Source organism: Duncaniella sp. C9 (assembly GCF_004803935.1).
GTDB classification, from domain to species: Bacteria; Bacteroidota; Bacteroidia; order Bacteroidales; family Muribaculaceae; genus Duncaniella; species Duncaniella muris.
Genome location: NZ_CP039547.1, coordinates 316,439 through 340,726, shown reverse-complemented (window position 1 = coordinate 340,726; position 24,288 = coordinate 316,439). Strand labels below are relative to the sequence as shown.

The window sequence follows — 24,288 nt, the reverse complement described above, 5'->3', positions numbered from 1 at the left end:
ATGGATTCAGGTAAAAAGAAAATAGCCATAAATACAGCCTATATGTATATTCGTACATTTTTGGCTGTAATAGTATCATTATTTACCTCTCGAATAATCCTTGAAAAGCTTGGGGTTGAGGACTACGGTATTTATATTGAAGTTGGCGGAATTGTCGGATTACTTGGATTTATGAACGGTGTTTTAGCTAATGGTACTGGCCGTTTTATCACTTTTGAGTTGGGTAGAAATGAGTTTGACCGTTTGAAGCGGACATTTTCGTCGATGCTTACCGCTCACCTTTTATTGGCATTAGTAGTCATCGTTATAATGGGTTTTGTTGGGTGGTGGCTTATCGGACATAAACTTGATATTCCTGCGAATCGGTTGGATGCGGCATACTATGTACTATGCCTATCTTTGTTCACGACCATTTTCACACTGACTCAAGTTCCATATACGTCTCTGCTTATTGCTCACGAACGAATGTCTGTTGTGGCATACTGGGCATTGTTCAATACCTTTGCTAAACTAGGAATACTTTATCTGTTGGCTATTATGCCATTTGACAAGTTGGAGGTTTATGCGACATTATTGATGCTTATCAGCCTGACAGAGATGGTTGGAAACAGAATTTATTGTGTCCGGAAATTTAAAGAATCAAGAGTTTCATTAGGCTTGGATAAGGATATTTTAAGACCGATATTCTCATATTCATCGTGGTCTATACTGACAAGTTGTACATTGATGTTGAATGGCCAAGGGGTGGTGATGCTTTTAGGTATGTTTTTTTCGCCGGCTATTGTTGCAGCAAGAGCGATTTCGTTGCAGATAAATCAGATGTCAGATTTTTTTGTCAATGGATTCAGAACAGCCGTCAACCCTCAGATAATCAAACGATATGCAGCTGGAGATTTTATTGGCTCAAAGCATCTGTTGCTTGAATCAACACAATTGTCTTTTTATCTGATGATGATAGTGACAATACCTATATTCTTTTGTTGTGATGATTTTTTAAAAGTATGGTTGAAAACTGTCCCTGACTATACCACTATTTTTCTAAAGATAGTCTTGTTTCAGACATTATTCAATGTGTTTAACACATCATTTTATCAGGCTATTAATGCCAATGGCAATTTGAAAAGAAATGCGATTATGAGTGCCGGACTTTCATTTTTGCAATTCCCGATAATTTATGTACTATTCAGATATGGGTCATCCCCAATTGCACAGTCGTGGGTGGCTCTGATTACATATTTTATAATGGGGACATTTTTGAAACCCTATCTTTTGGTAAATCAAGTTAATTATCAATATAAAGAGATATATGAAATTATAATATGCTGTTTTAAAGTTTTAGGCATTTCATTGTCACTACCATTGATACTTGGATATGTGGTTCACTGGGATTTTGGGTCTCCGTGGATCAATCTTATTTTAAAGTCGTGCATAATTTTTATATGGTGTTGCATGGTGGTGTTTTATTGTGGTTTGACCAAGAATATGCGTATGCAGGTTGTCCGAATGATAATGTCAAAATTGGGACAAAAAAAACATCAATTGGGATCATGAAAGTCGGTATATTGACACTGCCTCTGGGGCATAATTACGGAGGCATTCTTCAGGCATGGGCTTTACAGCAGACTTTGAAAGCTTTAGGCTATGATGTTGTTTTATTACATAGAAAACACAAAGTCTCTCTCTCTGAAAATTTCAATTTGTTTTTGAGACGTCTTTATGCGAAGTGGATTAAGAAAAAGGCTGGAGTTGAGATTTTCAGATGTGAGAAGAATGTTACCATAAAAAATACAACTCGGTTTATTAATAGAAACTTCCGGATAGTCACTACGAATGATTCATATAAAAAGGTTATTGACGATCTTGATGCTATAATCGTGGGCAGCGACCAAGTATGGCGGCCGATATATGCGGATGGTCATCTGGATGATTTCTTTTTGAAATTTACTGAGGGAAAGAAATTGAAGCGTATTGGTTATGCCGCTTCATTCGGAGTCGATTATCCTGAATATGATTCTGATGAAAAATCAATGGCTTCGGCTCTGTTAAAGAATTTTGATGCTGTTTCAGTTCGTGAAAAAAGTGGTCTAACACTATGTTCAAATATGTTAGGATTTGCAAATGCGGAGTTAATGCCTGATCCGACTTTGCTTTTGGACATTGATGACTATCGACAAATCTATAAAAAATGTGAATGTCCGGATTACTTTACAAAATTGTTTGCCTACATTCTTGATCCTAATGACAATACCCGTGAAATCGTGGACAAGATTTCGGGGGCAATGGACCAAAAACCATTCACTGTGCATTCCAAAATTGATGATTTGAAGGCTCCATTGATAGAAAGAATACATCCTCCGTTGGAACACTGGCTTTTAGCAATTGCAAATAGTGATTTTATTATTACAGATTCTTTTCACGGATGTGTTTTTTCAATCATATTTAACAAAGACTTTATCGTACTTGGAAATAAAGAACGTGGGATGGCTCGTATAAGTTCGTTGCTTAGACAGTTTAATTTATTCCATAGATTGATTGAAAGCGCTGCATGTATTGAAGATATTAGAAGTTTGCACCCTATAAATTGGTCTGATGTCAATGGAACGAGGTGCAGTTTGGCTAAAAAAGGTATATTCTTTCTTCGTAAAAATATCAATTGAAAAGTATTAGCAAATATGCAAAGTAGTTATCATCCCAACCTTTCAATTATAATTCCAGTCTATAAAGTGGAATGCATGTTGTCAAAATGCATAGATAGTATTTTGGCTCAGACTTACCTTGATTGGGAGATAATTCTTGTAGATGATGGATCTCCAGATGGGTCTGGCCTTATTTGTGATTCCTATGCTGTTTTGGATAGTCGTATTCAAGTGATTCATACTTCTAATGGAGGGCAGGCAAGAGCTCGTAATATAGGTATTGAAAGAATTAGAGGGAAATATGTGACGTTTGTTGATTCTGATGATTATCTTCAAGATGTGTGTAGTTTTGAAATAGCGATTCATGAAATTGAAATTGACAATAGAGTTGACATTGTTCAATTTCCATTCTGTGGTGTCGGATGGGATAATGGTAACGAAGGAATGCATTGTTGCAACGGGACAGAAATACTAAATGGCGGAAAGGATGCTCTTGAGAATTTTGGAGTCGAGGGAATTGACGGAGATATTTATCCAGCTCCGTGGGCTAAGATATATCGCTCAGAAATATTCAAGAATATGAAATTTCCAGAGGGGATAGTATTTGAAGATAGCTTTTTACTTACTGATATACTTCAACGAATTAGGTTTGTGAAATTGATTGACAAAGGCTGTTATGCTTATGTTTGTAATTCAGCAGGGACGATGGCAGGTTCCGTCACTGAAAAAAGGCACATTGACGCATTATATTCCCATCTTCATACTCTTGAAGCTTGTAGACAACATGGAATAGATAAAGTTAAATTTATGAGTTTTTTCAGTGTCGTTTTCTACGATATTTACTATGCAGTGATTCATTTTAAGAAAAATTTGTTTCCGGTTCATATGCTCAGGTCTTTAGAAACAATGTGTCCTAAAAAACTGACTTTTTCACATAAAATTTGGATTCTTATAGCGATCGCGCGTGTGATGGGTTTCAATAGATTTTTTAATCTTATAGCGGTTCTAAAAAAATAGAATAACAAAAATGTCTAAGCCATATCTGAGCATCATAGTTCCAATTTATAACGTCGAATCGTATTTAGAAAAATGTATATGTAGCGTTATCGCTCAAAGCTATGAGAATTTAGAAATAATTCTTGTAGATGATGGTGCTACAGACTCATCTGGAGTGATATGTGATAAATATGCCGAGATAGATTCAAGAATTAGAGTGCTTCATACATGTAACGGTGGTGTGTCTGAAGCCCGTAATAATGGATTGAAAATTGCAAAAGGAGAATATATCGCATTTGTTGATTCTGATGACTATCTGTTGGATAATAATATCTATTCAGAATGTATAGAAATATTGGAGGATAATTCAGATTTGGATTGTGTCCAATTTTCATACTCTTGTGTAAATAGTGCAAATCAAATGATAGGAATTCATAATAGTTCCTATATAGACTATTATGGAAGTCGTGAATTTTTTGAGGCATTTGAAAATATTTTAGGGGATGGTTGTGCTGTGATAAAAGCGTTGGTTTGGAATAAGGTTTATAGAAGATCTGCCATAATGGCAGGCTCCCCACTCTATTTTAAAGCAAATGTAAAGTTTGAAGATGCTATTTTTACCTCAGATTTGTTTTTGAGAATTGAACGAATGAAACTGATCTCTACAGTGGGATATGCATATGTGCAGAATCCTCAATCCATAATGGGACAAAGTATAACAATTGAAAAAGCCACGGATGCAATAAATTCTAATTTGCATGTATTGAATAATGCATGTAAAGCAAACATAAGTCAATCAATATTGAGTAATTATTTGTGCAAGATTTTTTATGAATTATGTTGTCTTGATAAGTTGTATGGATATGTATTTGATAACGAGGTATATATGACGGTTGACGCTTTTGCCAAACAACTATTGATGCCAAAAGGGCTAAAGAATATTGCACTTTATTGGATGATACGCATATTCGGTTCAAGAAGGGCGCAAAATTTGTGGTCGTTATGTAGCAGTAGATTACGAAGAGCCAGATAAATATGAATAATAGAGTGTTAATTTCTGTCATAGTACCAGTATATAATACATCTCAGTATATAAACAAATGTATACAAAGTCTTGTAAATCAGTCTTTGAATGAAATCGAAATAATACTTGTAGATGATGGAAGTACAGATGACTCCGGAGCTATTTGTGACCGCTGGGGTGAAAAAGATAGTAGGATAAAGATAATTCATCAAAAAAACAGTGGGTCTGCTATGGCCCGTCAGAGAGGTCTTGATAGTTCCATAGGAGAGTATGTTATTATATGCGATAGTGATGATTGGGTTGATGCAACAGCCTATGAAAAGGCATATAAAAAAGCAAAAGAAGATTGTTCTGATATTGTCTTTTTTGGGTATGTTGCAGAATATAAAGATGGCAGATCTGAGGTTTGGAATAGAAAATTCACTGATTTGAATAATATTGAACTTACTCGGCAAGAGATAATGAATACATCTTGGTTCCATTCGTGGAATAAGCTTTTTAAACGTACTTTATTTAAAGATTACGATATAAGTTATACCAAAGGCATAAATGTGGGCGAAGATGCATTGATCTTGCAAAAATTGTTATGTATACGTCCACTTAAAATTTCATGGCTTGAGGAATCGTTATATCATTATCGAATTTCAACAGGGGGGTACACTACACAAATAAAACCGTCGTATATAAATCAGTTATTATTTGTATATGAATGGGTTAAAAAAAGTATTGATAATATATACCATCAGACTTCTCTCATAAAATCGGCGTCAGATATAGCATTTGAATCTTTCAGATGCAATTCATATGATACTTCTCGATTCAATAATATAGTAGCTGAGATTCCGATTACATATCTATATTCCACCCCAAGATCACCCCAAAAACTTATAACTCTTATTGGGAAATTATTTGGGTGGAAGGCTGGAAAATTAGCATATAAATATTTATTGCCGATATTACTAAGATCAATGATTCGGTAAAAATTACAGAAGTAGTTGAAACTTAAGTTAATATAACGAATTATCAAATACAAATGAATCGCCAAATCGTTCATTATAAAAAAACTTAGCGTATGAACGTATTGGCGATTCTCAAAGACTTCACCTTTCGGTGTAAGTCGGTATTTGAAAATACTACAACCAAGATGAGCAAAAGGTTCCTCAACTGGCTGATTTTAACAATACGCACTGTAGCGTTGATTCCGGGCAAAGTCAATTTTACCCGGCTGTCGCGCTATGGCGGTCGTACAGCCAAGACCTTTGCCTCCAATTTCAAGACATCCGTAGACTGGATGAAAGTCAACATAGGTATGGCGCAGGATTGTTTTGGGCCGGCCCATGACATGGCAGTGGCAATCGATCCGTCGTTCATTTCAAAAGCAGGCAGACTGACGTATGGCATAGGCCGTTTCTGGTCAGGGGTGGCACAACGTGTCAAACGCGGTCTGGAGATAATGGCGATCGGGGCAATAAGTCTGAGTAAACATACATGCGTGATGCTGGGTGCTGTCCAGTCACCGAACTTCAAGACTCTTGAGTCCGAGAAGCACATGTCAATGCTTGACTGGTATGTGGCACTTGTCAGGTCAAAGGCGGCAGAGCTGCTCTCACTGACGGATATTCTGGTTGCCGATGCCTTTTTCTCCAAATATGAGTTTGTAAATGAAGTGATTGGCATGGGATTTCGATTTGTCGGGAGATTACGTGCCAACTCATATCTGAGGTATCTGGCCATACCGGATTCCTCCGCCCCGCGAAGACGCGGCAGAAAGAAAAAGTATGGAGAGAAAGTGGATTTCTCCAGCCTTGACATATCCGTGTTCACTTCATTCATATATGAGGATTCCAAAGGAAACAAAACCCGATGTCACACGGCGGTCGTACATTCGAGGGCATTGAAACGCGACATCCGTATCGTGGTCTGTCCGGTTGAAAACGCAGAGCCTCTTCTTTACTTCTCTACCGACACCAACATGAGGCCTGAAAAGATCATCGGTTTCTACCGCACCCGCTTTCAGATTGAGTTCGGTATACGCGATGCCAAGCAGTTTACCGGACTTCAGTCACAGCAGACCCGCGACAGGGAGCGGCTTGACTTTGCGTTCAATCTTTCCTTCACAGCCCTCAATGTCTGCAAAGAGGTCATAAGGAAGGATTATCCGGATCTTTCGGTAGCGCAGTTCAAACGGCTTATGTTTGAATCTTATCTCGCCTCAACAATTATTTCGACTTGCGGAAAATCTCCGCATCTAAAAATAATTCAGAAAATAAACCATCGGTTGGCTCAGTTAGCGGCTTAGCCAAGACTGAACGACCTCAAATTTTACCGAATCATTGTAAGATGATACCTAAAATAATACATTACAGTTGGTTTAGCGGAGACAAATATCCTGAGGATATTGAACGTTATATCTGCCGGTGGAAAGAATTGCTACCTGGATATGAATTTGTGCTTTGGGATATGGCTCGATTGGAAAAAGAGATTGACTCTGATTTTGTCAAAGAAGCAATTTCTCAGCGTAAATGGGCTTTTGCTGCCGATTATACTCGCTTGTTTGCGATCAATAAATATGGAGGCATCTGGTTTGATACGGATGTTGAATTATTTAAGAATATTGATGATCTGCTTGATTGCGATTGTTTTATCGGAAAGGAAAGTTGGGTTGACAATGATGGATTTGTATATCTGACGTCTCATTTTATGGGTGCGGTTAAGGGGCACCAATTTATAAAAGAAAGCCTTGACTATTATAATGATCGTCATTTTATTGTTGGGACAAATTCTGATGGCAAACCTATCATGGATCAGACTATGATTTCTCAGATGCAATCTGAAATAGCTCTGAAATATGGACTTGACAGACGAGAGAAATCAAAAAACAAAGCTCAGATATTGACGAATGGAGTCAAAATTTACCCTTCATATTGTTTTTGCCGTCCGCTTTACACATCGATGAGAAAAGTATATGCAATTCATCGTGTAGCCGGAGCATGGCGCGACAAGGATATTAATCCGAAGTCAATGACAGATCCTAAAAAGCTTACTTTTAGGGTGATTATTTGGAGAATGCTTCACTTATTTGGATTGAAATGATATCTATAATTGTACCAGTCTATAATGCTTCTCGGTATATTGAAGATTGTATAAGAAGCGTACTTTCTCAATCATTCACGGACTGGCAGTTGATTCTTGTCGATGATGGCTCGACAGACAATTCAGCTGAGTTGATAAACAATTATCTTTCAGATCCACGATTGAAATATATTTACAAGTCTAATTCGGGTGTCACTGAAACACGCTGGCAAGGGCTATCAAAGGCAGATGGTGATCTGATCATGTTTCTCGACGCAGACGATATGCTCGCGCCCTGCGCATTGGATATTGTAAATGATTGTTTTGATAACAGCATTGACATCCTTGTTTTTAAGATGCAATCAGTTGTCAAATCTAACCAAGTCATGGATGTTAATGATGATTATGTCTGCGAAAACATTCCGGGTGACAGGATTATACAACTTGACATGATATTGAGTGGTAAAATACTTTCATGTGTATGTGGTGGAGCGTATCGACATTCGATTATTTCAGACTGTAAAGATATATTCTGTAACAGACTTAGAATTGGAGAGGATACAATGTTTAATCTTGAACTTGCCACTAAAAAGCCACTGCGGATAAGAACAGTATCGGCCGAATTATACGCCTATCGGTGCAATCCAGAGTCTGTTACACGCTCAGTTAATCCGGCTAAGTTTGATGCCGTCAAGGATGCGATAGATTATCTGGATAAATATGCGCTTCAGAATCCTGATATCAGCAGCCAACTTTCCGGAAGCAAGGCTTTCAGAAAATTGCTTTTATGGTCTACGTTTATGTTTAATCCTGACAATCAGTATTATAAATGCAAGTCGATGCGCGCGGAGATGAGGCGGCTGTATTTTAATGCGTATACTCGCTTGTATCCATATCTTAAAATATATATTTTCATTGATTTATATATTAGCTCATGGCTCTCTCAGAAATTGATAAATCGCAAATAAATTCTACTGGGCGTATAATCTGGCTTGATATCGTCAAGTTATTTGCCATTTTTTTAGTTGTGTACGGACATTGTATTCAGCAGTTTGATGACCACTATAAAGAATCATCATTGTTCGTGGCCATATGTTCTTTCCACATGCCGTTGTTCATGATGCTTTCCGGTTATGTGTTGAACTATAATAAACTTCTAAACTATAAAGTAGTACTGACTAAACGATTTTGTCAGTTAATTCTTCCTTCATTGTTTTGGATAACGATTATTTATGTCATAGAGAATGCTATTGGTGTTAGACATTTGCCATTTTCAAGGGCATTATGGTATGGCTTATGGTTTTTGAAAAGCCTGTTTGTCTGTACAATTCTTTTGGTTGTTCCGCAACAAATTTTTAGGCATAAGTATTTTTCGTTGACTATTTCACTAATTTTAAGCCAGATCACGGTTTTCATCCCTTATCTTTGGTTTCTTCAGCTAAATGTAATGCTTCCAAGCTTAATGGCTGGTATGTTTGTCAAAGATATATTTGTAAAATCAAAGAAACAGACTGTTATAATCACAATTGTATCGTTTATTGTTTTTTTATTTTTACTGCATTATTTTGATAAAGACATTCTTTATCCTGACATGTTCCTGATGTTATCAGATAATTGGATTGACCAATATTATATACAGTTATATAAGGTAATTATTGGTATTTCCGGTGGAATTTCCATTTTGGGATTATTTAAGATCCTTTTTGAGTCAGCAGAAATCAAAATTATTAAGCGTCTTTCTGTATTGGGGCGCTTTACGCTTGAGATTTATATCCTCCAATCTTTGATTCTGGAGGTGCTGTTATCTCATTATCTTGAGATTTCGCCGGATAATTGTGGCGATTATATATGGCTGATATATATATCATTATCTATTATTGTTATTGCTATTTCTTTCTGCTTGGCTAAAATTCTTTCCAGGTGTGGACTGTACTGGACATTTAATTTTAACAAGATAAAATCACTATGCCTGAAGTTTCAGTAATAGTCCCTGTATATGGTGTCGAAAAATACATAGACAAATGTATTAAGAGCATCATTGATCAGAGTTTTAAGGCTTGGGAGTTGATATTGATTGATGATGGTTCTCCGGATCAATCGGGAGCTATTTGTGATAAATATGCCGAAAAGGATCAACGTATCAAAGTGATACATAGTGAAAACAACGGTGTCAGCCATGCCCGGAATATTGGTCTGGATAATGCCAAAGGTCGTTATGTAGTGTTTGTTGACAGTGATGATTGGGTAAATCCGTCTTATCTGCAGAACCTGATAGAAAGGAGTTCTGCTGATGACACTGTGGTTTATGGCAATGTGATAAATGACTATTCGGACCAACGAAACTCTGTTGTTTCATTTTCTTATGAAGACGGTCAAAATATCAATCTTGATAATGATGTTGACCTTATAGTCAAATATAGGTTGCCGGAAAACGGTTTTCCGATAGCAAAGCTATTTTCGAGGGAGATAATCGAACAATATAAACTTCGGTTTGACGAGACTCTTTCTTATCATGAGGATCATTTGTTTGTATTGAATTATTTGCGATATGTTAAGTCAGTCAGGCTAAGTGATAGTCCGGACTACCACTATGAACATCGGAATGGAGTCTCTTCTCTGAGCAAGCGTCGACATCCTGCAGATAAACTTATCAATGCTTCCGAGAAGTTGTTGACTGCCATTGAACAGGGTAATAACCGTTGGAAGATCGTTGATAAAAGATATCTTGCCAGACTTTATACCTTTTTAGGCTTGAATCAATTGATGCTGGCATTGAAAAATGCAACAGCAGAAAACATCTGCTCGGTTGGTATAGCCATGCGCCGTTACAAGTCGCTCTTTAAAAATTATTATACTCCAAACCATCGGGTTTATCGGGTTATACCGATATTCATATCCTTGTATGGCGAGTATTTGATGAAACCAATATTGCAATGGAAAGAAAAACGTTCATAGATGTCGCTAAAGGAATTGCGATGATTCTGGTGGTTATGCAGCATATTGGAGCGCCACAAGATATCGGACTTCAATTCTTGTGCAAACTTGATGTCCCGATTTTCTTTTTGTGTAGCGGATGGTTGGCATATAAGCAGAACATCAATCTTATTGATAGTTTGAAAAAAGCATTTACCAGGCTGCTGGTACCCTTTATTTTAGCTTGTCTGGCTGCCTCAATGTTCTATAAAGAAAATTGTATTGAGATTTTTATTAGTTCAGGTAAACATGGATATTGGTTTTTGGAAGCTCTATTTCTAATGTTTATAATATTTTGGGGCATATACCGTACTACGTGGTCGCTGATTGGAGGGGCTATTATCGTTGAGATCGCCTTACTGGCAATTACAAAATATGCACCGGACAGTATTAATGATATTTTGGTAATTCCATATCTTTCAAGGTATTTTCCATGCTTTATAGCTGGATCGGTATTACGATTATATAATATGGAAAATATCAATAAATGGGTGAGTTGTAGTTTCCTATGTATTGCATTAGTCGGATTGGCATATAGTATGGAGTCAACTAACATATCGTTTATATTTCATGTATGCGGATATCTTTGTGGTGCTGTCATAGCATTCTTTGTGATAAAAGAATTTGAACATAATTTGCCTTGTAATAGATGGATAGGGTATGTAGGTAGATACTCATTGAATGTGTATATATTGCATTTTTATTTTGTCCCCTACATTCCGCGTATGAGTGATTGGTTTATTGTTAATTTAGCCTTAGTGCTTACAATTGCTATTATGGTTGTAATCATATCGATTGTTGTTGGCAAGATTCTGACTTATACCACACCATTAGATAAAGTATTAACTCCTTGATATAATGAAAATAGCAGTCTCAGCTGATTGTTTTGCTTCTTTTACGAGTGGTTTCCCAGTCCGGGGAATGATGCTTGAACTTATAAAGCTAAACCCTGAAATTCAATTTCAGCTATATTATACTTTAAGGCCATGGCCGGAAAATTTGGCTGATTTTTATGATGAGATTAATTCCCAACCCAATGTTGAGGTCCGATATTTTAAGGATTCTCGTAAAGTGATAGCGTTGAAACGGCTTTTGGGATTAAAATATGTTGAGTTTGATAATGATGTTGCGTGTTTCTTAAATCCTGGGAATCCGGAATACATTAGAGGATTTCATGGCCCGACAATCTGTTCTCTGGCTGACTTATCGACTATAAAAGGAATAAGTACAAATCGGCATGCGCTGTTTTTTAAATATTGGGGGCGAGTGACTTGGGAATACATATTGCCGACATTTTCAAAAATTGTCACAATTTCGGATTATACAAAGCGAGATGTTATCGAATTTTTCCCTAAAGTAAAGAATAAACTTATAACGATCCATAATGGCATTTCAACCATATGGTTTGATGAATCATGTGAAGCTTCAGATGGCCAGTTGGAAAGGCTTGGAGTTCCTCGCTCATATTTTATTTGGTGGGGATTTGTTTCGAGGCGTAAGAATATATCTAATCTCATAGCGGCATATAAAAAGGCGCGTAAAAGTAATCCGGACTTACCAAAGTTGTTGTTAGTTGGAGCTATTGCAGATCATATGTCGGAAATAAAAAAAGAATTGGATGATGATATCGTTAACATACCATTTCAGAATGATGCTGTTTTGAAATCTCTTGTTAAAAACAGTAGAGGTCTGATTTTTCCGTCATGGTATGAAGGTTTTGGATTGCCGGTCATAGAAGCTTTTTCACAGGGAGTAAATGTCGCTTGTTCGAACATAACATCTTTACCGGAAGTCGCTGGTGGACATGCAATACTATTTGATCCTGCTTCGATTGATGAAATGGCAGATGCTATCATTCGTCTTTCTCGGCATGAATCAAAATCTCAGGTATTAATTGATTATGCACGACAGTTCAGCTATAGGCGTGCTGCTGAAAACTATATGCGGATAATAAAAGAAATCGCCGTATGATCTGGTTCTTATTGCAAAAAATCGGATTTTATACTTTTGTAGGGCTGACATTATACTTTGTCAGCAAACGCCAGACGTTAAATTTGCTTAAGTTGTATTTCTGGGGAATGACTTTTGCGACATGCTATCAGTTTGCGATAACAATTTGGGTGCCAACAAAAGTGATTGTATTGGGGATGATGTTATGTCTTATGATGTATGGTCCAGAAAAACGCGAGAGTGAAGTTATTGCTATTATAAGGCCATTGATGTCGTTTTTCGTTATCATATTGATATTAGGTGACGTGTTGGCCTTTGTGATTTCTGGGGAATATGCCCAGCATATAAGCAAGTTTTCGCGGCTGTTCAATACAAATTATACTTATATAACTTCATTTGCATTACTGTTTTATGGATGTATGATGCCGAGTGGATTTGTGAGAAAAGCATATCCGTCATATTGTCTTGCAATGGAAGTTGCGATTGGTTTTGGATTGCTCCATTATTTGTGTCTGAAAGCAGGAATTGAATTTATGCCGATACTTCGTCAAAATGGATCGGTTAATTTAGAAGCTTTAGCGGAAGTCGGAGGGGAAATTGTTTCTCGAATATATGGAGTAAGTGGAGAACCTAAGAGTTTAGGCTTTTTAGTGTGCCCATATGTATTGGTTCTGATTGTAATGTTCGGACAAGGTCATTTCCGCTTTGACAATAAGAAATATCATCTATTGATCATATTGATCGGCATATTTGTAATGATTAATACATATTCATCAGCGGTTATTATGAATTTTGCGATTGCAATTCCGTTGATATTCCTGTTTTTACCGACAGGAGGCTTAATCAGAATGATCGCGCCATACTTGATGTGTGCGCTTATCGTTTGGGGTGGATATTCAATGTTGTCATCGGATACGATTCAAAATAATAATGACGATCAAAATTTTATAGAAGCTCTATATGACCGTTCTTTTGGCCGTGCGCAGAATGAGATGGAAGGCGACCGCCAAGAAAGGGTGATTTTGGATTATTATTTTGCTGACCCTGATATATTATCAAAACTTATAGGTTATGGTCCATCCCAATATACCTTTCATATCCCAGGCCAGACAATCGGTAATGCGCTGATTCCGGTTCAATCCGGATTGGTTTTAACATTAGTTGATTTTGGCCTAATAGGTATAGGAATTTATTGTTGGATCTTTTTGATACTATATCAGGTGCTTAAAGATTCCTATAGAGTTGATTCAATTTATGGGATCGCATTCTCGATTGCGGCTTTATCGTCATTTATAGGATCTCTGATGTTCGGATCGTTAGTGTCATGTTTTGTATATCTGATGTTGGCGCTATATGCATTCTATGATTCTATAGAAAATAGCAAAGATGAAAAACTGGATCTTAGATATTAATCTTAGCGAATGAAAAAAATAGTATTTTGGTGGAACATACCTTGTGCAGGTATGATAAACGTATTAAAAAAATATGCTGAGAAAATTGATAGCTCAGCAATTGTCATAACCGGAGAACTCAGTGAATCTCGAAAAGCTATGGGCTGGGAAGACGGCGGAAAGCTATTTGATAATCATATTATACTCTCGGATAAAGAATGGAGTTTTAAAGGTGAAGCGATTATAGATCAATACAATGATCGAATGCATGTTTTTAATGGAATTACTTACACTCCGCGAATGAGGCATTTGATTGAATATGCCATTGCTCGGAATGTTGCTTATTGCAATATGTCGGAGGCATATTTTAATCTTGAAAAGGGGTGGAAACGCATATTGAAAACCATCTTCATGGCAACAATATTGCCATTCAAGACCAGAAAGATTGCGTCAAACAGTCATGGCGTCATTTGCCTTTCTGGAGGGAGTAAGAGGGATGCTTCCCAGTTCAAGCGCCTTGGATTTAAGAATTTTTATCCATTTGGTTATTTTACAGATGAACCCACTGAAATATCGTTGAATAATAATCTGCGTTGTAATAAAGTTCATATTCTTTGTCCGGGGTTATTGGAACATTATAAAGGTGTTGACATTCTTATTTCCGCCTTATCAATTCTAAAAAAAAGAGGTTCCAATAATTATGTATGTCATATCACCGGCAATGGGAGTGAAAAAGCGCGTTTGATGAAGCTTGTCGAAAAATTAGGGCTAACGCAGAATGTTCTTTTTGAAGGAGTCTTAGACTCTGAAGCATACAGAAGTCTTTTATCAAAAATAGATATACTTGTTGCTCCTGGTAGAGTAGAACCTTGGGGGATAAGAATAAATGAAGCTATTCAAAGAGGCAATGTTGTGGTTGTCAGTGACGGAATTGGTGCTCATTGCCTTGTAAAGGAGTCTGAAGGAGGTAATGTGTTTAAAGCTGGAAATCCGAGTGACCTTGCTGACAAATTGATACCGTTTCTGATATCTCAAGACACTCTTGATACAGCTAAAAAGAAAAACTTGGAATATAAATCAGAGATCAGTTGTCGGTCTCAGGCCATTAGATTGCATGAGATCATCAGCAAACTATAACAAAAAGCACGTACTGGGGGACCGTATAGCAGCTTTAGATTTGGCCAAAGGGATTGCAATTTTTTTTGTAATATGGATGCATTGTCTTCAATATTGCTCTGAAATTACCTTTACCAGTTCGATATATAGGTTTATTTATGCATTTCATATGCCACTATTTATAATAATTAGCGGATATCTTTATTCAAATAAACTTAAAAAGCGAACATTGAAGACAAATATAATAAGGCAATTTAAAAGATTGATGGTGCCTAATGTCTTATGGGGCTTTTTTTTAGGTTGTATAACTCAGGAGTTTGGTATTAGCGGAATACTAAATTCTTTTTGGTTCCTATATACATTGTTTGTTGTCTCCATGATTTATGAATTTGCAGCCATATGTATAAAAAATGTGATTATTTCTACAATTATTGTTTCGATTGTTATATTATTACTTCCTGGGTTTGAATATATTAAATTTGCTACTCCTTTCTTCGGTATCGGGCTTTGTTTTGGGAATATAAATTTAAAAAATATCAAGCCTAATCGTTATGCGATAATAGCTAGCATTCTGTTCAGCATCATACTTTATATATTTCTGTGGAGAGGAGATGAATATATTTATCTAACAAAAAATCCCAGTATATGGTGTTATAGCATACTCGAAGTAAGAGCCTATGTTTTGAGAATATTAGTAGGATCAGCGATTTCATTAAGTATTATTCTTGTACTGCATAAAATTCAAGATGCATTTAATTTAAATATTCTGAAACGTTTTTCTACTTCAAGCTTAGGGCTTTATGTATCCCATTTATTTATACTCCTTTTCATAATCGCAATATCTGACTTGTTTCAAAATTCAGTTTTCCATCATTCCAGCCTTATTTGCGAGATAATAACGTTGATTTTAGCTCTAATTCTCTCGTTGGTTTTGAATAGGGGCATTGAGCAGATCAAACAGGTTAAATACATTAATCATATTTTCTGACAAATATGCACATAATTCATTCCGGCCATCTGAATGTTCATTCTGGTGGCCCGGCTTTAAGTACATGGCTTACAATAAAGGGCTTGCGCGAAAAAGGTGTTGATACAGATATCGTAATGCCTCCTATCGACCCCGGAGACCAGCTTATTGATAAAGCCGCCAAGCCGATTTATTACAGACAGCCTAAATATGGCACATTGGCTTATGTGCCTAAATATGATGAGACAATTAAATCTATCGGAGATGCAGATCTTTATCATGTCCAGGGAGTCTGGATGTTGCATGGAACACAGCTTGCCCGATATGCAATGAAACATCGGAAGCCATACGTAGTGACGTTGCGGGGGATGTTTTATCCTCAGGCCTTGGCCCATAAAAGGTTGTTAAAAATGATAATGCGTAGACTTTATCAGGATCATACTTTGTGTAATGCGGCGGCAGTTCAGGCAACCTGCATTGAAGAAATGGAACACTATCGAGCGCTTGGATTTAAAAATCCGGTAGCTGTAATTCCGAACCCAATCGAGACAGAAGGGTTGATCGACAGACCGATCCCCGAAAAGCCTCAATTCAGGATAGGATATTTGGGACGTGTTCACCCTCGTAAACGCATTGAACGCCTGATTTACGCTATGGCCGATCTTAGAGAAAAATTGCCTGACGATGCTGAGCTCCTTATAATCGGAGGTGGAGATAACGCCTATGAAAAATTTCTTCATGATGAGGTCTGCCGATTGAACCTATCAAATGTCAAGTTTGCTGGTTTTCTGACAGGAAAAGAGAAGGATGCTGCGATTGATTCATTGTCAATATTGGTGGTTCCATCAGATTATGAAAATTTTGGAAATATTGTAACAGAAGCATTGGTTCATGGAGTTCCGGTTATTGCATCAACTGGAATGCCTTGGCAGGAACTTCCGAAGCACAATTGCGGATGGTGGATTTCAAATGACCAAAATTCAATAAATCAGACTATCCTTAGCGCCTACATGCTGGGGGAAGATAAGTTGAAAACAATGGGCGAAAATGGCCGTGAGTTAATACGCCGCAATTATTCTGTTGAGGCTTTGGGGACCAAAATGAAAAATCTATATGAATGGATTCTTGGGATAGCACCAAAACCTGAATTTGTATTTATATGATAAAGTAACATAATATCAATAACGTTATTATGGAGATTCCAAAATATAAGAATCATCTTTCGTTGGGAAATAAAATAGGCAGATTGCTTTGGACAATTGCGTATTATGTCCTGTTTCGTCCGTTTGGAACAAGACTTTTTCGGTCATATAGAAATTTTATTTTAAGACTGTTTGGTGCAAAACTTCATAAAACGGCAAATGTGCATGCCTCTGTAAGAATTTGGGCGCCTTGGTTTTTGACAATGAAAGAGGGCGCATGCATTGATGACAGGGTTAATTTGTACAATGTCAATATGGTTACTCTTGAAGAATATGCAACAATTTCGCAAGAGTCATTTATTTGCCCTGGGACTCATGATATAAAAAGCCCTGGACATGAAATGATATCATGGCCTATAGTGATTGGAGTTCATGCGTGGGTTGCTGTAAGGGCTTTTGTCGGTCCGGGAGTCAAGATTGGAGATTATGCCGTAGTTGGAGCAGGTGCTGCTGTCTTCAAAGACGTCGAGCCGTGGACGGTTGTCGGAGGAAACCCTGCGAAATTCATTAAGAAACGTATTATAAAAGATGCTTGATCTTTCAGTCATAATCCTCACAAAGGATGAGGAACTTCACATTGACCGTTGTTTGAAAAACGTGTCGGCTATTGCAAAGGAAATATTCATTATCGACAGTTTTTCAACCGACCGGACGCTTGAGATAGCGAAACGCTACCCGAATGTCACAATCCTCCAGAACAAATGGGTCAACAATTACGCCTATCAGTTCAACTGGGGACTCGAAAACGCCCCGATTACCGGTAAATGGGTGCTCCGGCTGGATGCTGATGAATACCTCTTGCCGGAACTCATCGAGGAAATTAAAGAAAAACTGCCCGACATGCCGGAAAATATATCCGGAATCTCGTTCAACCGCCGCCACATATTCATGGACCGGTGGATGAAACACGGCATTTATCCCGTCACTCTTCTGCGCCTGTTCAGATTCGGCAAAGGCAAATGCGAACAGCGTCTGATGGACGAACACATTCAGATTGATGAAGGTGAAAACATCTGCTTTGAGAACGACTTCTGTGATCATAACCTCAACAATCTCTCATGGTTCTGCCACAAACATGTCAACTACGCAGTCCGAGAGGCCGCCGACCTGATCGACATCGAAATCGGACTCACTGGAGCAGCACAGTCCGATGAAGGCCGCGTGATCAACACCCAGGCCGGCAGCAAGCGGCGGAAGAAACACAGCTATGCCCGCAAGCCGCTGTTCTGGCGATCGTTTGCCTACTTCCTCTACCGCTACTTCGCCAAAGGCGCATGGCGCGATGGAAAGGAAGGCTTCATCTTCACCTTCATACAAGGCTGGTGGTACCGCACTCTTGTCGATGCCAAAGTCTATGAAATCAAGCGCAAATGTGGCAACGACCCCGAAAAAATCACCCGCCTGCTTCGCGAAGAATATGGCGTGAGCCTCTAAAACGCCACCGCCCCCGTCACCCTTCTCCCTCATTGCCAATACACATTTCTTCATACTTGCTGATCACACACAATATTTAACCTCAATGAAAATCTCCATCATCACCGCCACTTATAACAGCGGTGCGACACTGCGCGACACAATGGAGTCAGTGTTGCGACAGACTTACACACAGATCGAACACATCATAGTCGACGGCGCCTCCACAGACAACACAATGGACATCGTCCGTGAACTTGAACCTCTCTACCAAGGCCGTCTGCGCTACGTCAGCGAACCCGACCGCGGCATCTACGACGCCATGAACAAAGGCATCGCAATGGCCTCAGGCGACATCATCGGTATCCTCAACTCCGACGACTTCTTCACCGCCGACACCATCGTAGCCACCCTTGCAGCCGAACTCGCCGATCAGGAAATCGATGCCGTCTATGCCGACGTCCACTACGTCGACGACTCCGATCTCAGCCGCAGTGTCCGCTACTACTCCTCCCGCACCTTCCGCCCCTGGATGATGAAACTCGGCTTCCAGCCCGCCCATCCCACCTTCTACTGCCGCAAGAGCGTCTACGACCGCCACGGTAGCTTCGACATCAACTTCCGCGTTGCCGCCGACTTTGAACACCTCCTTCGTCTGATCTACATCCAGCGCATCCCCACCCGCTACATCCCGCTTGACTGCGTGGCCATGCGCACCGGCGGCGCCTCCACCTCCGGTCTCAAAAGCCACCTGCGCATCCTCTCAGACCACCTCAAGGCCTACCGCAAAAACGGCGTCAACTCTAACCTCTTCCTCGACGCTTCCCGCTACGTCTACAAAGTCGGCGAAGTCCTCAACTCAAAAGTCCGGAGTATCCCATCAGCTATAAATTAGATAATTCTCTGAATGTTTTCGATTACGGCTCGATTTCGAAAGTCGCGGACTGAGGGTGTGGCCGGGGCGGTCTATTATGTGATCCGGGAGGGGTCGGCTGAGCGCAATGTCACAAGTGTGGTCAGAGGGGCTGATGAACGTGTGCTTCTTACGGCCCGCCGGCAGATTGTCTGCGATCTGAAGAGTATCTATTGTGTTATCGAGCATCTGTCCGAGAGCCGAGGGCAGGTGACTCTTGATGAGGTGGCCGATGAGAGTCGCCGATTGTTTGCCGGAGATAATCCGTATCTTGACCGGATCAGGAGTTGTGGAGAGCATTTCCCTATTAAAAGCGATATTGCTACCGTAGGCCGTGACTTTCGTGATGATTTCGAGCCTCAGGCTCCGCGGCCGGAAGACTCTGACCGCAGTCTTCTGCTGGGATATATCGATTCGCTGATAGCCGGATATCGGCTTCAGGGAAAGGGTTTTGCCAATACTTTGCGTAGCCTCAGACTCAGTCTGTCAGGGTTTCTTGGCGGAGCGGAGGTGCATGTAAGTGAGGTCAGTCCGGATCTGATCATGGACTATAGCCGTTATCTTCAGGGCCGCCGTGTGGCGCCGTCGACCGTGTCTTTTTATATGCGCGGACTGAGGTCGGTGCTCAATCAGGCCAGGGAGGCCGGGCTGACTGATCTCGAATTCAATTGGCCGGCCAATGTGGACATCAGTGTGGACCACAGTCAGAAAAGCACCCGCATGAAGTCGCTTGATGCCGCCATGATCCGAAAAATTGCAGATGCAGACTTGTCGTCAGAAGGCAACTTGGCCTTTGTGCGTGATGTGTTCATGTTCTGTTTCTATGCTCATGGGCTGGAACTTGTCGATGTGGCCAATCTCAGGGTGGAGAATCTCCGTGGCGATGTCCTTTCATACCGACGGCGTCTGAAGGGCAAAGCCGTTGAGGTGAAGCTCGGTGAAAAGGCTATGGCGATAGTGCGCAGATATGCCGAGGCCGGGAATCCTTACATATTCCCGATGTTGCAGCGCAAGGGTAAGGCATATTCTTTTACATATGTCCGCGATGAATTTTCGAAGGCTATGAAGAGGATAGGCCATGCTGTAGTCTCGCCTGTCAGTCTGACGTTCGGAATGAGCCGCTATTCCTGGCTTGCCATCATGGCTGCGTCAAATGTTGCGGAGATGATAGTCTGAACCGTAGCTGCGGCGTTCATTCTAATCAGCTGCTACAATAAAATCAGCCGACGGTCTTGAAAATTAGGCTGTCGGCTGATTCTGTTTCGGTGGTGGACGGAAACCGGTCATTGGGTGATGGCTGAACCATCTATTCAAGCCCTCCGGCCGGTCCGTCATGGCGATAGATGAAGTTGCCGAACCAGACCCGTCCTGAGGTCGGGGCCGGTGATAACGGTTGTGCCGCATCTCTGACTGAGTAGGCATAGATGCCTGGACGGATACCTTTCCAGAACCCAGGTTGCACAGCAAATGGCTCACCCAGCGGTGCGTAGCTCTTGCCGTCAAGTGAATAGCTGAAATGGAAGTCATCAGAGGTGGTGTCGGCAGTCAGACGCAGGAAGATTTGCTGCTGTCCGTCAAGGAGTTCGGAGGCCGAAAGAGGTCTGCTGAACACTACTGAGCTGTCGGCTTCTACATAAAGCGATGCCGCAGGCTTTCCGGCAGTGCCGCCGATCATGATACCCGCACCGTGAAACTGCTTGCCGATACATTCCAGGCCGGCACGTTCACCCGGAGTCATGGCGCTGAAATCGAGGGTCACTGTAGCCTCTGAGCGGTAGCCCATGAGCTTCTGGGTCAGCTGGTTTTTAGCATTGCGGAGGATGTCGGCAGGCTGAGGCTTTATCTCAAACCATCCGGGGCGGGCTGACAGAGAATAGTAAGCCGTGTCGGGATTATGGTTGAACTGCCATTGCAGCCCGACAGAGGGTGTGGAGAAATCGTCAGACGATTGCGGAGCCGAGGGGACACAGTCTGCAGCTATGGCAGGCTTGCGGCAGATCTTCATAGGTTCGCCGACACCGTTGCCGTCATAGTCGGTGCCGATTGCCGGAAAGCCGTCGTGCCATTCCACGGGTTGCAGATGTATCACGCGCCCGCGGGTACCGGCGTTCTGAAAGTGGTAGAACCACCATTCTTGACCGTCAGGAGTATCTACCAGCGCGCCCTGATGAGGACCGTTGATGTCAGTCGAGCCTTTTTCGTGGACACGGCGTGACTCATATGGACCATAGACATCCTTTGAGCGAAGAATGGTCTGCCATCCAGTGCTGACACTGCCTTCAGGAATGCTGATGTAGTAATAGCCGTCTTTTTTGAACATCTTCGGACCCTCTGCCACCGGACCTTTGTAGACCGTAGTGCCTTCATCGAGCAGGCTGCGGCCGTCAGGACTCATGCGGTGGATGATTATAGGCCCCGCGCGATGACGGCTGCGCACCAGATAGGCCTCGCCGTTGTCATCCCAGAAAGGGCATGGATCTTCCCACTTCTCGATGCCCTTGACCAGGTGCAGGGGTTCCCAGGGACCGACGGGGTCAGTGGCGGTGGTCATGAACAGACCCTCGTAGGGAGTGCAGACAAAGATATAGAACTTTCCGTCGTGATAGCGCAGCGCCGGAGCCCAGGTGCCTTCGGCGTATTTTGACATATCGGAATAGCCAGGCAGGTCGATGCGGTCATATACCCGGCCTATAATGCGCCAGTTGACCATGTCGGTCGATTCGAGGATAGGCATGCCCATAAAATGGAACTCCGAGCATGTCATGTAGAAGCGGTCGCCAACACGGATGATGTCAGGGTCGGAATAATCGGCGTTGAGCACCGGGTTGGCAAATGTCCCGTCGGCCAGGTCGCCCCAACGCAGGTCAGGAACAGAATCGGCAGCCTTTAAATCGGCTCCGGCCATCCCGGCAGGCAGTATGAATGCTGAGATCAGAGACAGAATGATTTTTTTCATGGTCTGGATGAATACAGTGCGTGATAGATTGAATGCAATGCAAATTTAGTCATTTTTTTGCGCCAGGAGGGTATTTCCACCGCAATTGTGTGGCATTTTGGAAATTTTCAGTTAACTTTGCAATGGAGTGGCATTCCTTCACAGAGCCTCAGGCCACCTCCGCCGTTCAATTATCAATACCTCGGCCTTTAAGTCAACTACCTTAAAACCGGTAAAACCACAGTGCAAATATGTCAATGATGACACTTCTGCGTCGGGCATTCGGCTTTTCGCCCGACAGTGAGGAGGAAGAAGAGGACTATGATCCCACCGTCCCCACATATGCCGCCGGAGATTCCCGGCAGGCACAGCCGTCGCGTGAAACGGCTGTGGCTGCCAGTGCGGACAACGCTTCTATGCCTGCCGTGGCTGCAGCTACGGCTGTCGAGACTGCGGACAACGCCGCTCTTCCGGCCGCTCTGTTCGATGCCGTGATCGAGGTGTTCAACAGTGCACAGCCTGATTTCATCAAAAAGTGTCTCGACACCGAAGCCCAGCGCAAATTTCTGATCGAATCCATTGACAGCCGTCTCAGAGAGCAGGCCGAACAGGCCATGCGCACATCTGCCAACCAATGGAAGGACGAGAAAAGCCGGCTCGAAGCCCGCATCTCGGAGCTTGAAGGTGATGACAATGCCATGACTGTTCTCCGCAAAGAAAATAGCAGACTGCAGCTGAGTGTCGACCGCCAGAAGCGCGCCCTGCTTGACCGAATCAACGATTTGGAATCGCAGCTTGCAAAGCAGGCCGAAGAAAAAGAGCGGTTCTACAGTCGCCGTAAGCCCAGCGTGCTTGAAGAGGAACTAACCCAGGCCAAGTCGCGGATTGAGGAGCTGGAAGCTACCGTGGCTGAAAAGGAAGAACAGAAGAAAGCCGCAGGTGGTGATGATATTCAGACCGAAGCGGAGGTCATGGAAAGCCCGGACGCACGTGAGGAACTGTTAGCGGAACATGAGCGCCGGATTGCTGAACATGAAAGCCTGATAGCCGAGCGCGATCAGAAGATAGCCGAACTCACAGCCGAGTGCGGCAAGCTCCGTGAGGAAGCCGCCCGTCAGTCGACTCTGCGCGAGCAGCTCGAAGTCAAGACTTCGATGAGCGACAACATGATCAACGATCTCCGCAATCAGGCAGCCGCGGCCCGTCGAGAACTTGAGACAATGCAGCAGGAGCAGCTTCAGGCCGTGGAGCATATACAGAAAGAACTCGACGGATTTGAAGAACTCAAAGCCCGGAAAGATGCCAAGATTGCAGAACTTCAGGAATCTAACGCATCACTTCGCCGCACCATAGAGACAAACCTCTACAACCAGGCCAACAGTGAGATGCGTCTGCGCAAACAGATCAAGGAACTTCAGTCGAAACTTGACTCCACCGCCACTGCCGTGGAATCAGCTCCTGAATATGCCCGTCCGGCCGACCAGGGCCTTGAAATAGGCTTCGATGACGCGCCTAAGGCTCCGGAGAAGCAGAGCCAGCAGCGAAGAAGAGGCCGCCCGCGAAAAGTGAAAATAGACAGCTCGCTCGACAATACCGAATGGTTTTCAGAAGGCAAGCATGACGATCCGGATTTCGGTTATCATGAACCTCCCCGCAAACCGGCCAATGACAACGAAGCCCAGCTGTCGCTCTTCTGACAA

Annotated in this window: 22 protein-coding genes; 21 read left to right on the top strand and 1 reads right to left on the bottom strand. The window is 41.5% G+C overall.

From position 1 onward, the window contains the following. The 20 genes from E7745_RS01405 to E7745_RS01310 all read left to right on the top strand — a co-directional run bounded on the left by E7745_RS01405 (position 1) and on the right by E7745_RS01310 (position 20,829). Positions 1-1,551 (top strand): lipopolysaccharide biosynthesis protein, encoded by a 1,551-nt coding sequence (locus tag E7745_RS01405; RefSeq protein WP_136408153.1) that lies wholly within the window; start codon positions 1-3, stop codon positions 1,549-1,551. Continuing rightward, positions 1,548-2,657, top strand: coding sequence for a polysaccharide pyruvyl transferase family protein (locus E7745_RS01400; RefSeq protein ID WP_160631691.1), 1,110 nt, complete (start codon positions 1,548-1,550; stop codon positions 2,655-2,657). The genes E7745_RS01405 and E7745_RS01400 overlap by 4 nt, the downstream gene beginning before the upstream one ends. A gap of 15 nt (positions 2,658-2,672) precedes the next feature. Continuing rightward, the gene (locus E7745_RS01395; RefSeq protein WP_136408151.1) at positions 2,673-3,653 is read left to right on the top strand and encodes a glycosyltransferase; all 981 of its coding nucleotides are present in this window, start codon (positions 2,673-2,675) and stop codon (positions 3,651-3,653) included. Between the two features lie 10 nt (positions 3,654-3,663). Then, complete coding sequence (locus E7745_RS01390; RefSeq protein WP_136408150.1) at positions 3,664-4,665, top strand: glycosyltransferase; 1,002 nt, start codon at positions 3,664-3,666, stop codon at positions 4,663-4,665. A gap of 2 nt (positions 4,666-4,667) precedes the next feature. Then, on the top strand, positions 4,668-5,636 hold the full coding sequence (locus tag E7745_RS01385) for a glycosyltransferase family 2 protein (protein WP_136408149.1): 969 nt from the start codon (positions 4,668-4,670) through the stop codon (positions 5,634-5,636). 92 nt (positions 5,637-5,728) lie between these two features. Continuing rightward, on the top strand, positions 5,729-6,955 hold the full coding sequence (locus tag E7745_RS01380) for a transposase (RefSeq protein ID WP_136408044.1): 1,227 nt from the start codon (positions 5,729-5,731) through the stop codon (positions 6,953-6,955). Continuing rightward, the gene (locus tag E7745_RS01375; protein ID WP_255575972.1) at positions 6,886-7,749 is read left to right on the top strand and encodes a glycosyltransferase family 32 protein; all 864 of its coding nucleotides are present in this window, start codon (positions 6,886-6,888) and stop codon (positions 7,747-7,749) included. The genes E7745_RS01380 and E7745_RS01375 overlap by 70 nt, the downstream gene beginning before the upstream one ends. Next, positions 7,746-8,696, top strand: a complete 951-nt coding sequence (locus E7745_RS01370; RefSeq protein WP_136408147.1) for a glycosyltransferase family 2 protein — start codon at positions 7,746-7,748, stop codon at positions 8,694-8,696. Before E7745_RS01375 ends, E7745_RS01370 begins: the two co-directional genes overlap by 4 nt. Then, positions 8,663-9,712, top strand: coding sequence for an acyltransferase family protein (locus E7745_RS01365; RefSeq protein ID WP_136408146.1), 1,050 nt, complete (start codon positions 8,663-8,665; stop codon positions 9,710-9,712). The genes E7745_RS01370 and E7745_RS01365 overlap by 34 nt, the downstream gene beginning before the upstream one ends. Continuing rightward, positions 9,694-10,683 carry a glycosyltransferase family 2 protein gene (locus E7745_RS01360; RefSeq protein WP_136408145.1) on the top strand — a complete coding sequence of 330 codons (990 nt, stop codon included), beginning with the start codon at positions 9,694-9,696 and terminating at the stop codon, positions 10,681-10,683. Before E7745_RS01365 ends, E7745_RS01360 begins: the two co-directional genes overlap by 19 nt. Continuing rightward, the gene (locus E7745_RS01355) at positions 10,662-11,555 is read left to right on the top strand and encodes an acyltransferase (protein ID WP_136408144.1); all 894 of its coding nucleotides are present in this window, start codon (positions 10,662-10,664) and stop codon (positions 11,553-11,555) included. Before E7745_RS01360 ends, E7745_RS01355 begins: the two co-directional genes overlap by 22 nt. 4 nt (positions 11,556-11,559) lie before the next feature. Continuing rightward, a complete protein-coding gene (locus tag E7745_RS01350) occupies positions 11,560-12,672 on the top strand; it encodes a glycosyltransferase family 1 protein (RefSeq protein WP_107032156.1) in 1,113 nt (370 codons plus the stop codon). After that, a complete protein-coding gene (locus E7745_RS01345) occupies positions 12,669-14,063 on the top strand; it encodes a hypothetical protein (RefSeq protein ID WP_136408143.1) in 1,395 nt (464 codons plus the stop codon). Before E7745_RS01350 ends, E7745_RS01345 begins: the two co-directional genes overlap by 4 nt. A gap of 9 nt (positions 14,064-14,072) precedes the next feature. Beyond that, entirely contained in the window at positions 14,073-15,179 is a 1,107-nt protein-coding gene (locus tag E7745_RS01340) for a glycosyltransferase (protein ID WP_136408142.1), read from the top strand. Next, positions 15,157-16,146: an acyltransferase family protein gene (locus tag E7745_RS01335; protein ID WP_136408141.1), complete on the top strand. Its 990-nt coding sequence runs from the start codon at positions 15,157-15,159 to the stop codon at positions 16,144-16,146. Before E7745_RS01340 ends, E7745_RS01335 begins: the two co-directional genes overlap by 23 nt. A gap of 5 nt (positions 16,147-16,151) precedes the next feature. Beyond that, a complete protein-coding gene (locus E7745_RS01330) occupies positions 16,152-17,288 on the top strand; it encodes a glycosyltransferase (RefSeq protein WP_136408140.1) in 1,137 nt (378 codons plus the stop codon). A gap of 29 nt (positions 17,289-17,317) precedes the next feature. Next, entirely contained in the window at positions 17,318-17,863 is a 546-nt protein-coding gene (locus E7745_RS01325) for a putative colanic acid biosynthesis acetyltransferase (protein WP_136408139.1), read from the top strand. Continuing rightward, positions 17,856-18,761, top strand: coding sequence for a glycosyltransferase family 2 protein (locus tag E7745_RS01320; RefSeq protein ID WP_107032151.1), 906 nt, complete (start codon positions 17,856-17,858; stop codon positions 18,759-18,761). Before E7745_RS01325 ends, E7745_RS01320 begins: the two co-directional genes overlap by 8 nt. Before the next feature lie 85 nt (positions 18,762-18,846). Then, a complete protein-coding gene (locus tag E7745_RS01315) occupies positions 18,847-19,635 on the top strand; it encodes a glycosyltransferase family 2 protein (protein ID WP_136408138.1) in 789 nt (262 codons plus the stop codon). Between the two features lie 12 nt (positions 19,636-19,647). After that, positions 19,648-20,829: a site-specific integrase gene (locus E7745_RS01310; RefSeq protein ID WP_124075714.1), complete on the top strand. Its 1,182-nt coding sequence runs from the start codon at positions 19,648-19,650 to the stop codon at positions 20,827-20,829. A gap of 130 nt (positions 20,830-20,959) precedes the next feature. Here E7745_RS01310 and E7745_RS01305 read toward each other — a convergent pair whose 3' ends face one another. Further along, complete coding sequence (locus E7745_RS01305; protein WP_136408137.1) at positions 20,960-22,609, bottom strand: glycoside hydrolase 43 family protein; 1,650 nt, start codon at positions 22,607-22,609, stop codon at positions 20,960-20,962. A 236-nt stretch (positions 22,610-22,845) separates the two neighbouring features. Here E7745_RS01305 and E7745_RS01300 point away from each other — a divergent pair, with 236 nt between their 5' ends. Then, on the top strand, positions 22,846-24,285 hold the full coding sequence (locus E7745_RS01300) for a hypothetical protein (protein ID WP_136408136.1): 1,440 nt from the start codon (positions 22,846-22,848) through the stop codon (positions 24,283-24,285). Positions 24,286-24,288: the final 3 nt, after the last annotated feature.

What these genes read in the sequence shown, in the direction of transcription:
- E7745_RS01405 (WP_136408153.1), top strand. Translation starts at nt 1, where the DNA reads ATGGATTCAGGTAAAAAGAAAATAGCCATAAATACAGCCTATATGTAT.
- E7745_RS01400 (WP_160631691.1), top strand. Translation starts at nt 1,548, where the DNA reads ATGAAAGTCGGTATATTGACACTGCCTCTGGGGCATAATTACGGAGGC.
- E7745_RS01395 (WP_136408151.1), top strand. Translation starts at nt 2,673, where the DNA reads ATGCAAAGTAGTTATCATCCCAACCTTTCAATTATAATTCCAGTCTAT.
- E7745_RS01390 (WP_136408150.1), top strand. Translation starts at nt 3,664, where the DNA reads ATGTCTAAGCCATATCTGAGCATCATAGTTCCAATTTATAACGTCGAA.
- E7745_RS01385 (WP_136408149.1), top strand. Translation starts at nt 4,668, where the DNA reads ATGAATAATAGAGTGTTAATTTCTGTCATAGTACCAGTATATAATACA.
- E7745_RS01380 (WP_136408044.1), top strand. Translation starts at nt 5,729, where the DNA reads ATGAACGTATTGGCGATTCTCAAAGACTTCACCTTTCGGTGTAAGTCG.
- E7745_RS01370 (WP_136408147.1), top strand. Translation starts at nt 7,746, where the DNA reads ATGATATCTATAATTGTACCAGTCTATAATGCTTCTCGGTATATTGAA.
- E7745_RS01365 (WP_136408146.1), top strand. Translation starts at nt 8,663, where the DNA reads ATGGCTCTCTCAGAAATTGATAAATCGCAAATAAATTCTACTGGGCGT.
- E7745_RS01360 (WP_136408145.1), top strand. Translation starts at nt 9,694, where the DNA reads ATGCCTGAAGTTTCAGTAATAGTCCCTGTATATGGTGTCGAAAAATAC.
- E7745_RS01355 (WP_136408144.1), top strand. Translation starts at nt 10,662, where the DNA reads ATGGAAAGAAAAACGTTCATAGATGTCGCTAAAGGAATTGCGATGATT.
- E7745_RS01350 (WP_107032156.1), top strand. Translation starts at nt 11,560, where the DNA reads ATGAAAATAGCAGTCTCAGCTGATTGTTTTGCTTCTTTTACGAGTGGT.
- E7745_RS01345 (WP_136408143.1), top strand. Translation starts at nt 12,669, where the DNA reads ATGATCTGGTTCTTATTGCAAAAAATCGGATTTTATACTTTTGTAGGG.
- E7745_RS01340 (WP_136408142.1), top strand. Translation starts at nt 14,073, where the DNA reads ATGAAAAAAATAGTATTTTGGTGGAACATACCTTGTGCAGGTATGATA.
- E7745_RS01335 (WP_136408141.1), top strand. Translation starts at nt 15,157, where the DNA reads ATGAGATCATCAGCAAACTATAACAAAAAGCACGTACTGGGGGACCGT.
- E7745_RS01330 (WP_136408140.1), top strand. Translation starts at nt 16,152, where the DNA reads ATGCACATAATTCATTCCGGCCATCTGAATGTTCATTCTGGTGGCCCG.
- E7745_RS01325 (WP_136408139.1), top strand. Translation starts at nt 17,318, where the DNA reads ATGGAGATTCCAAAATATAAGAATCATCTTTCGTTGGGAAATAAAATA.
- E7745_RS01320 (WP_107032151.1), top strand. Translation starts at nt 17,856, where the DNA reads ATGCTTGATCTTTCAGTCATAATCCTCACAAAGGATGAGGAACTTCAC.
- E7745_RS01315 (WP_136408138.1), top strand. Translation starts at nt 18,847, where the DNA reads ATGAAAATCTCCATCATCACCGCCACTTATAACAGCGGTGCGACACTG.
- E7745_RS01310 (WP_124075714.1), top strand. Translation starts at nt 19,648, where the DNA reads ATGTTTTCGATTACGGCTCGATTTCGAAAGTCGCGGACTGAGGGTGTG.
- E7745_RS01305 (WP_136408137.1), bottom strand. Translation starts at nt 22,609, where the DNA reads ATGAAAAAAATCATTCTGTCTCTGATCTCAGCATTCATACTGCCTGCC.
- E7745_RS01300 (WP_136408136.1), top strand. Translation starts at nt 22,846, where the DNA reads ATGATGACACTTCTGCGTCGGGCATTCGGCTTTTCGCCCGACAGTGAG.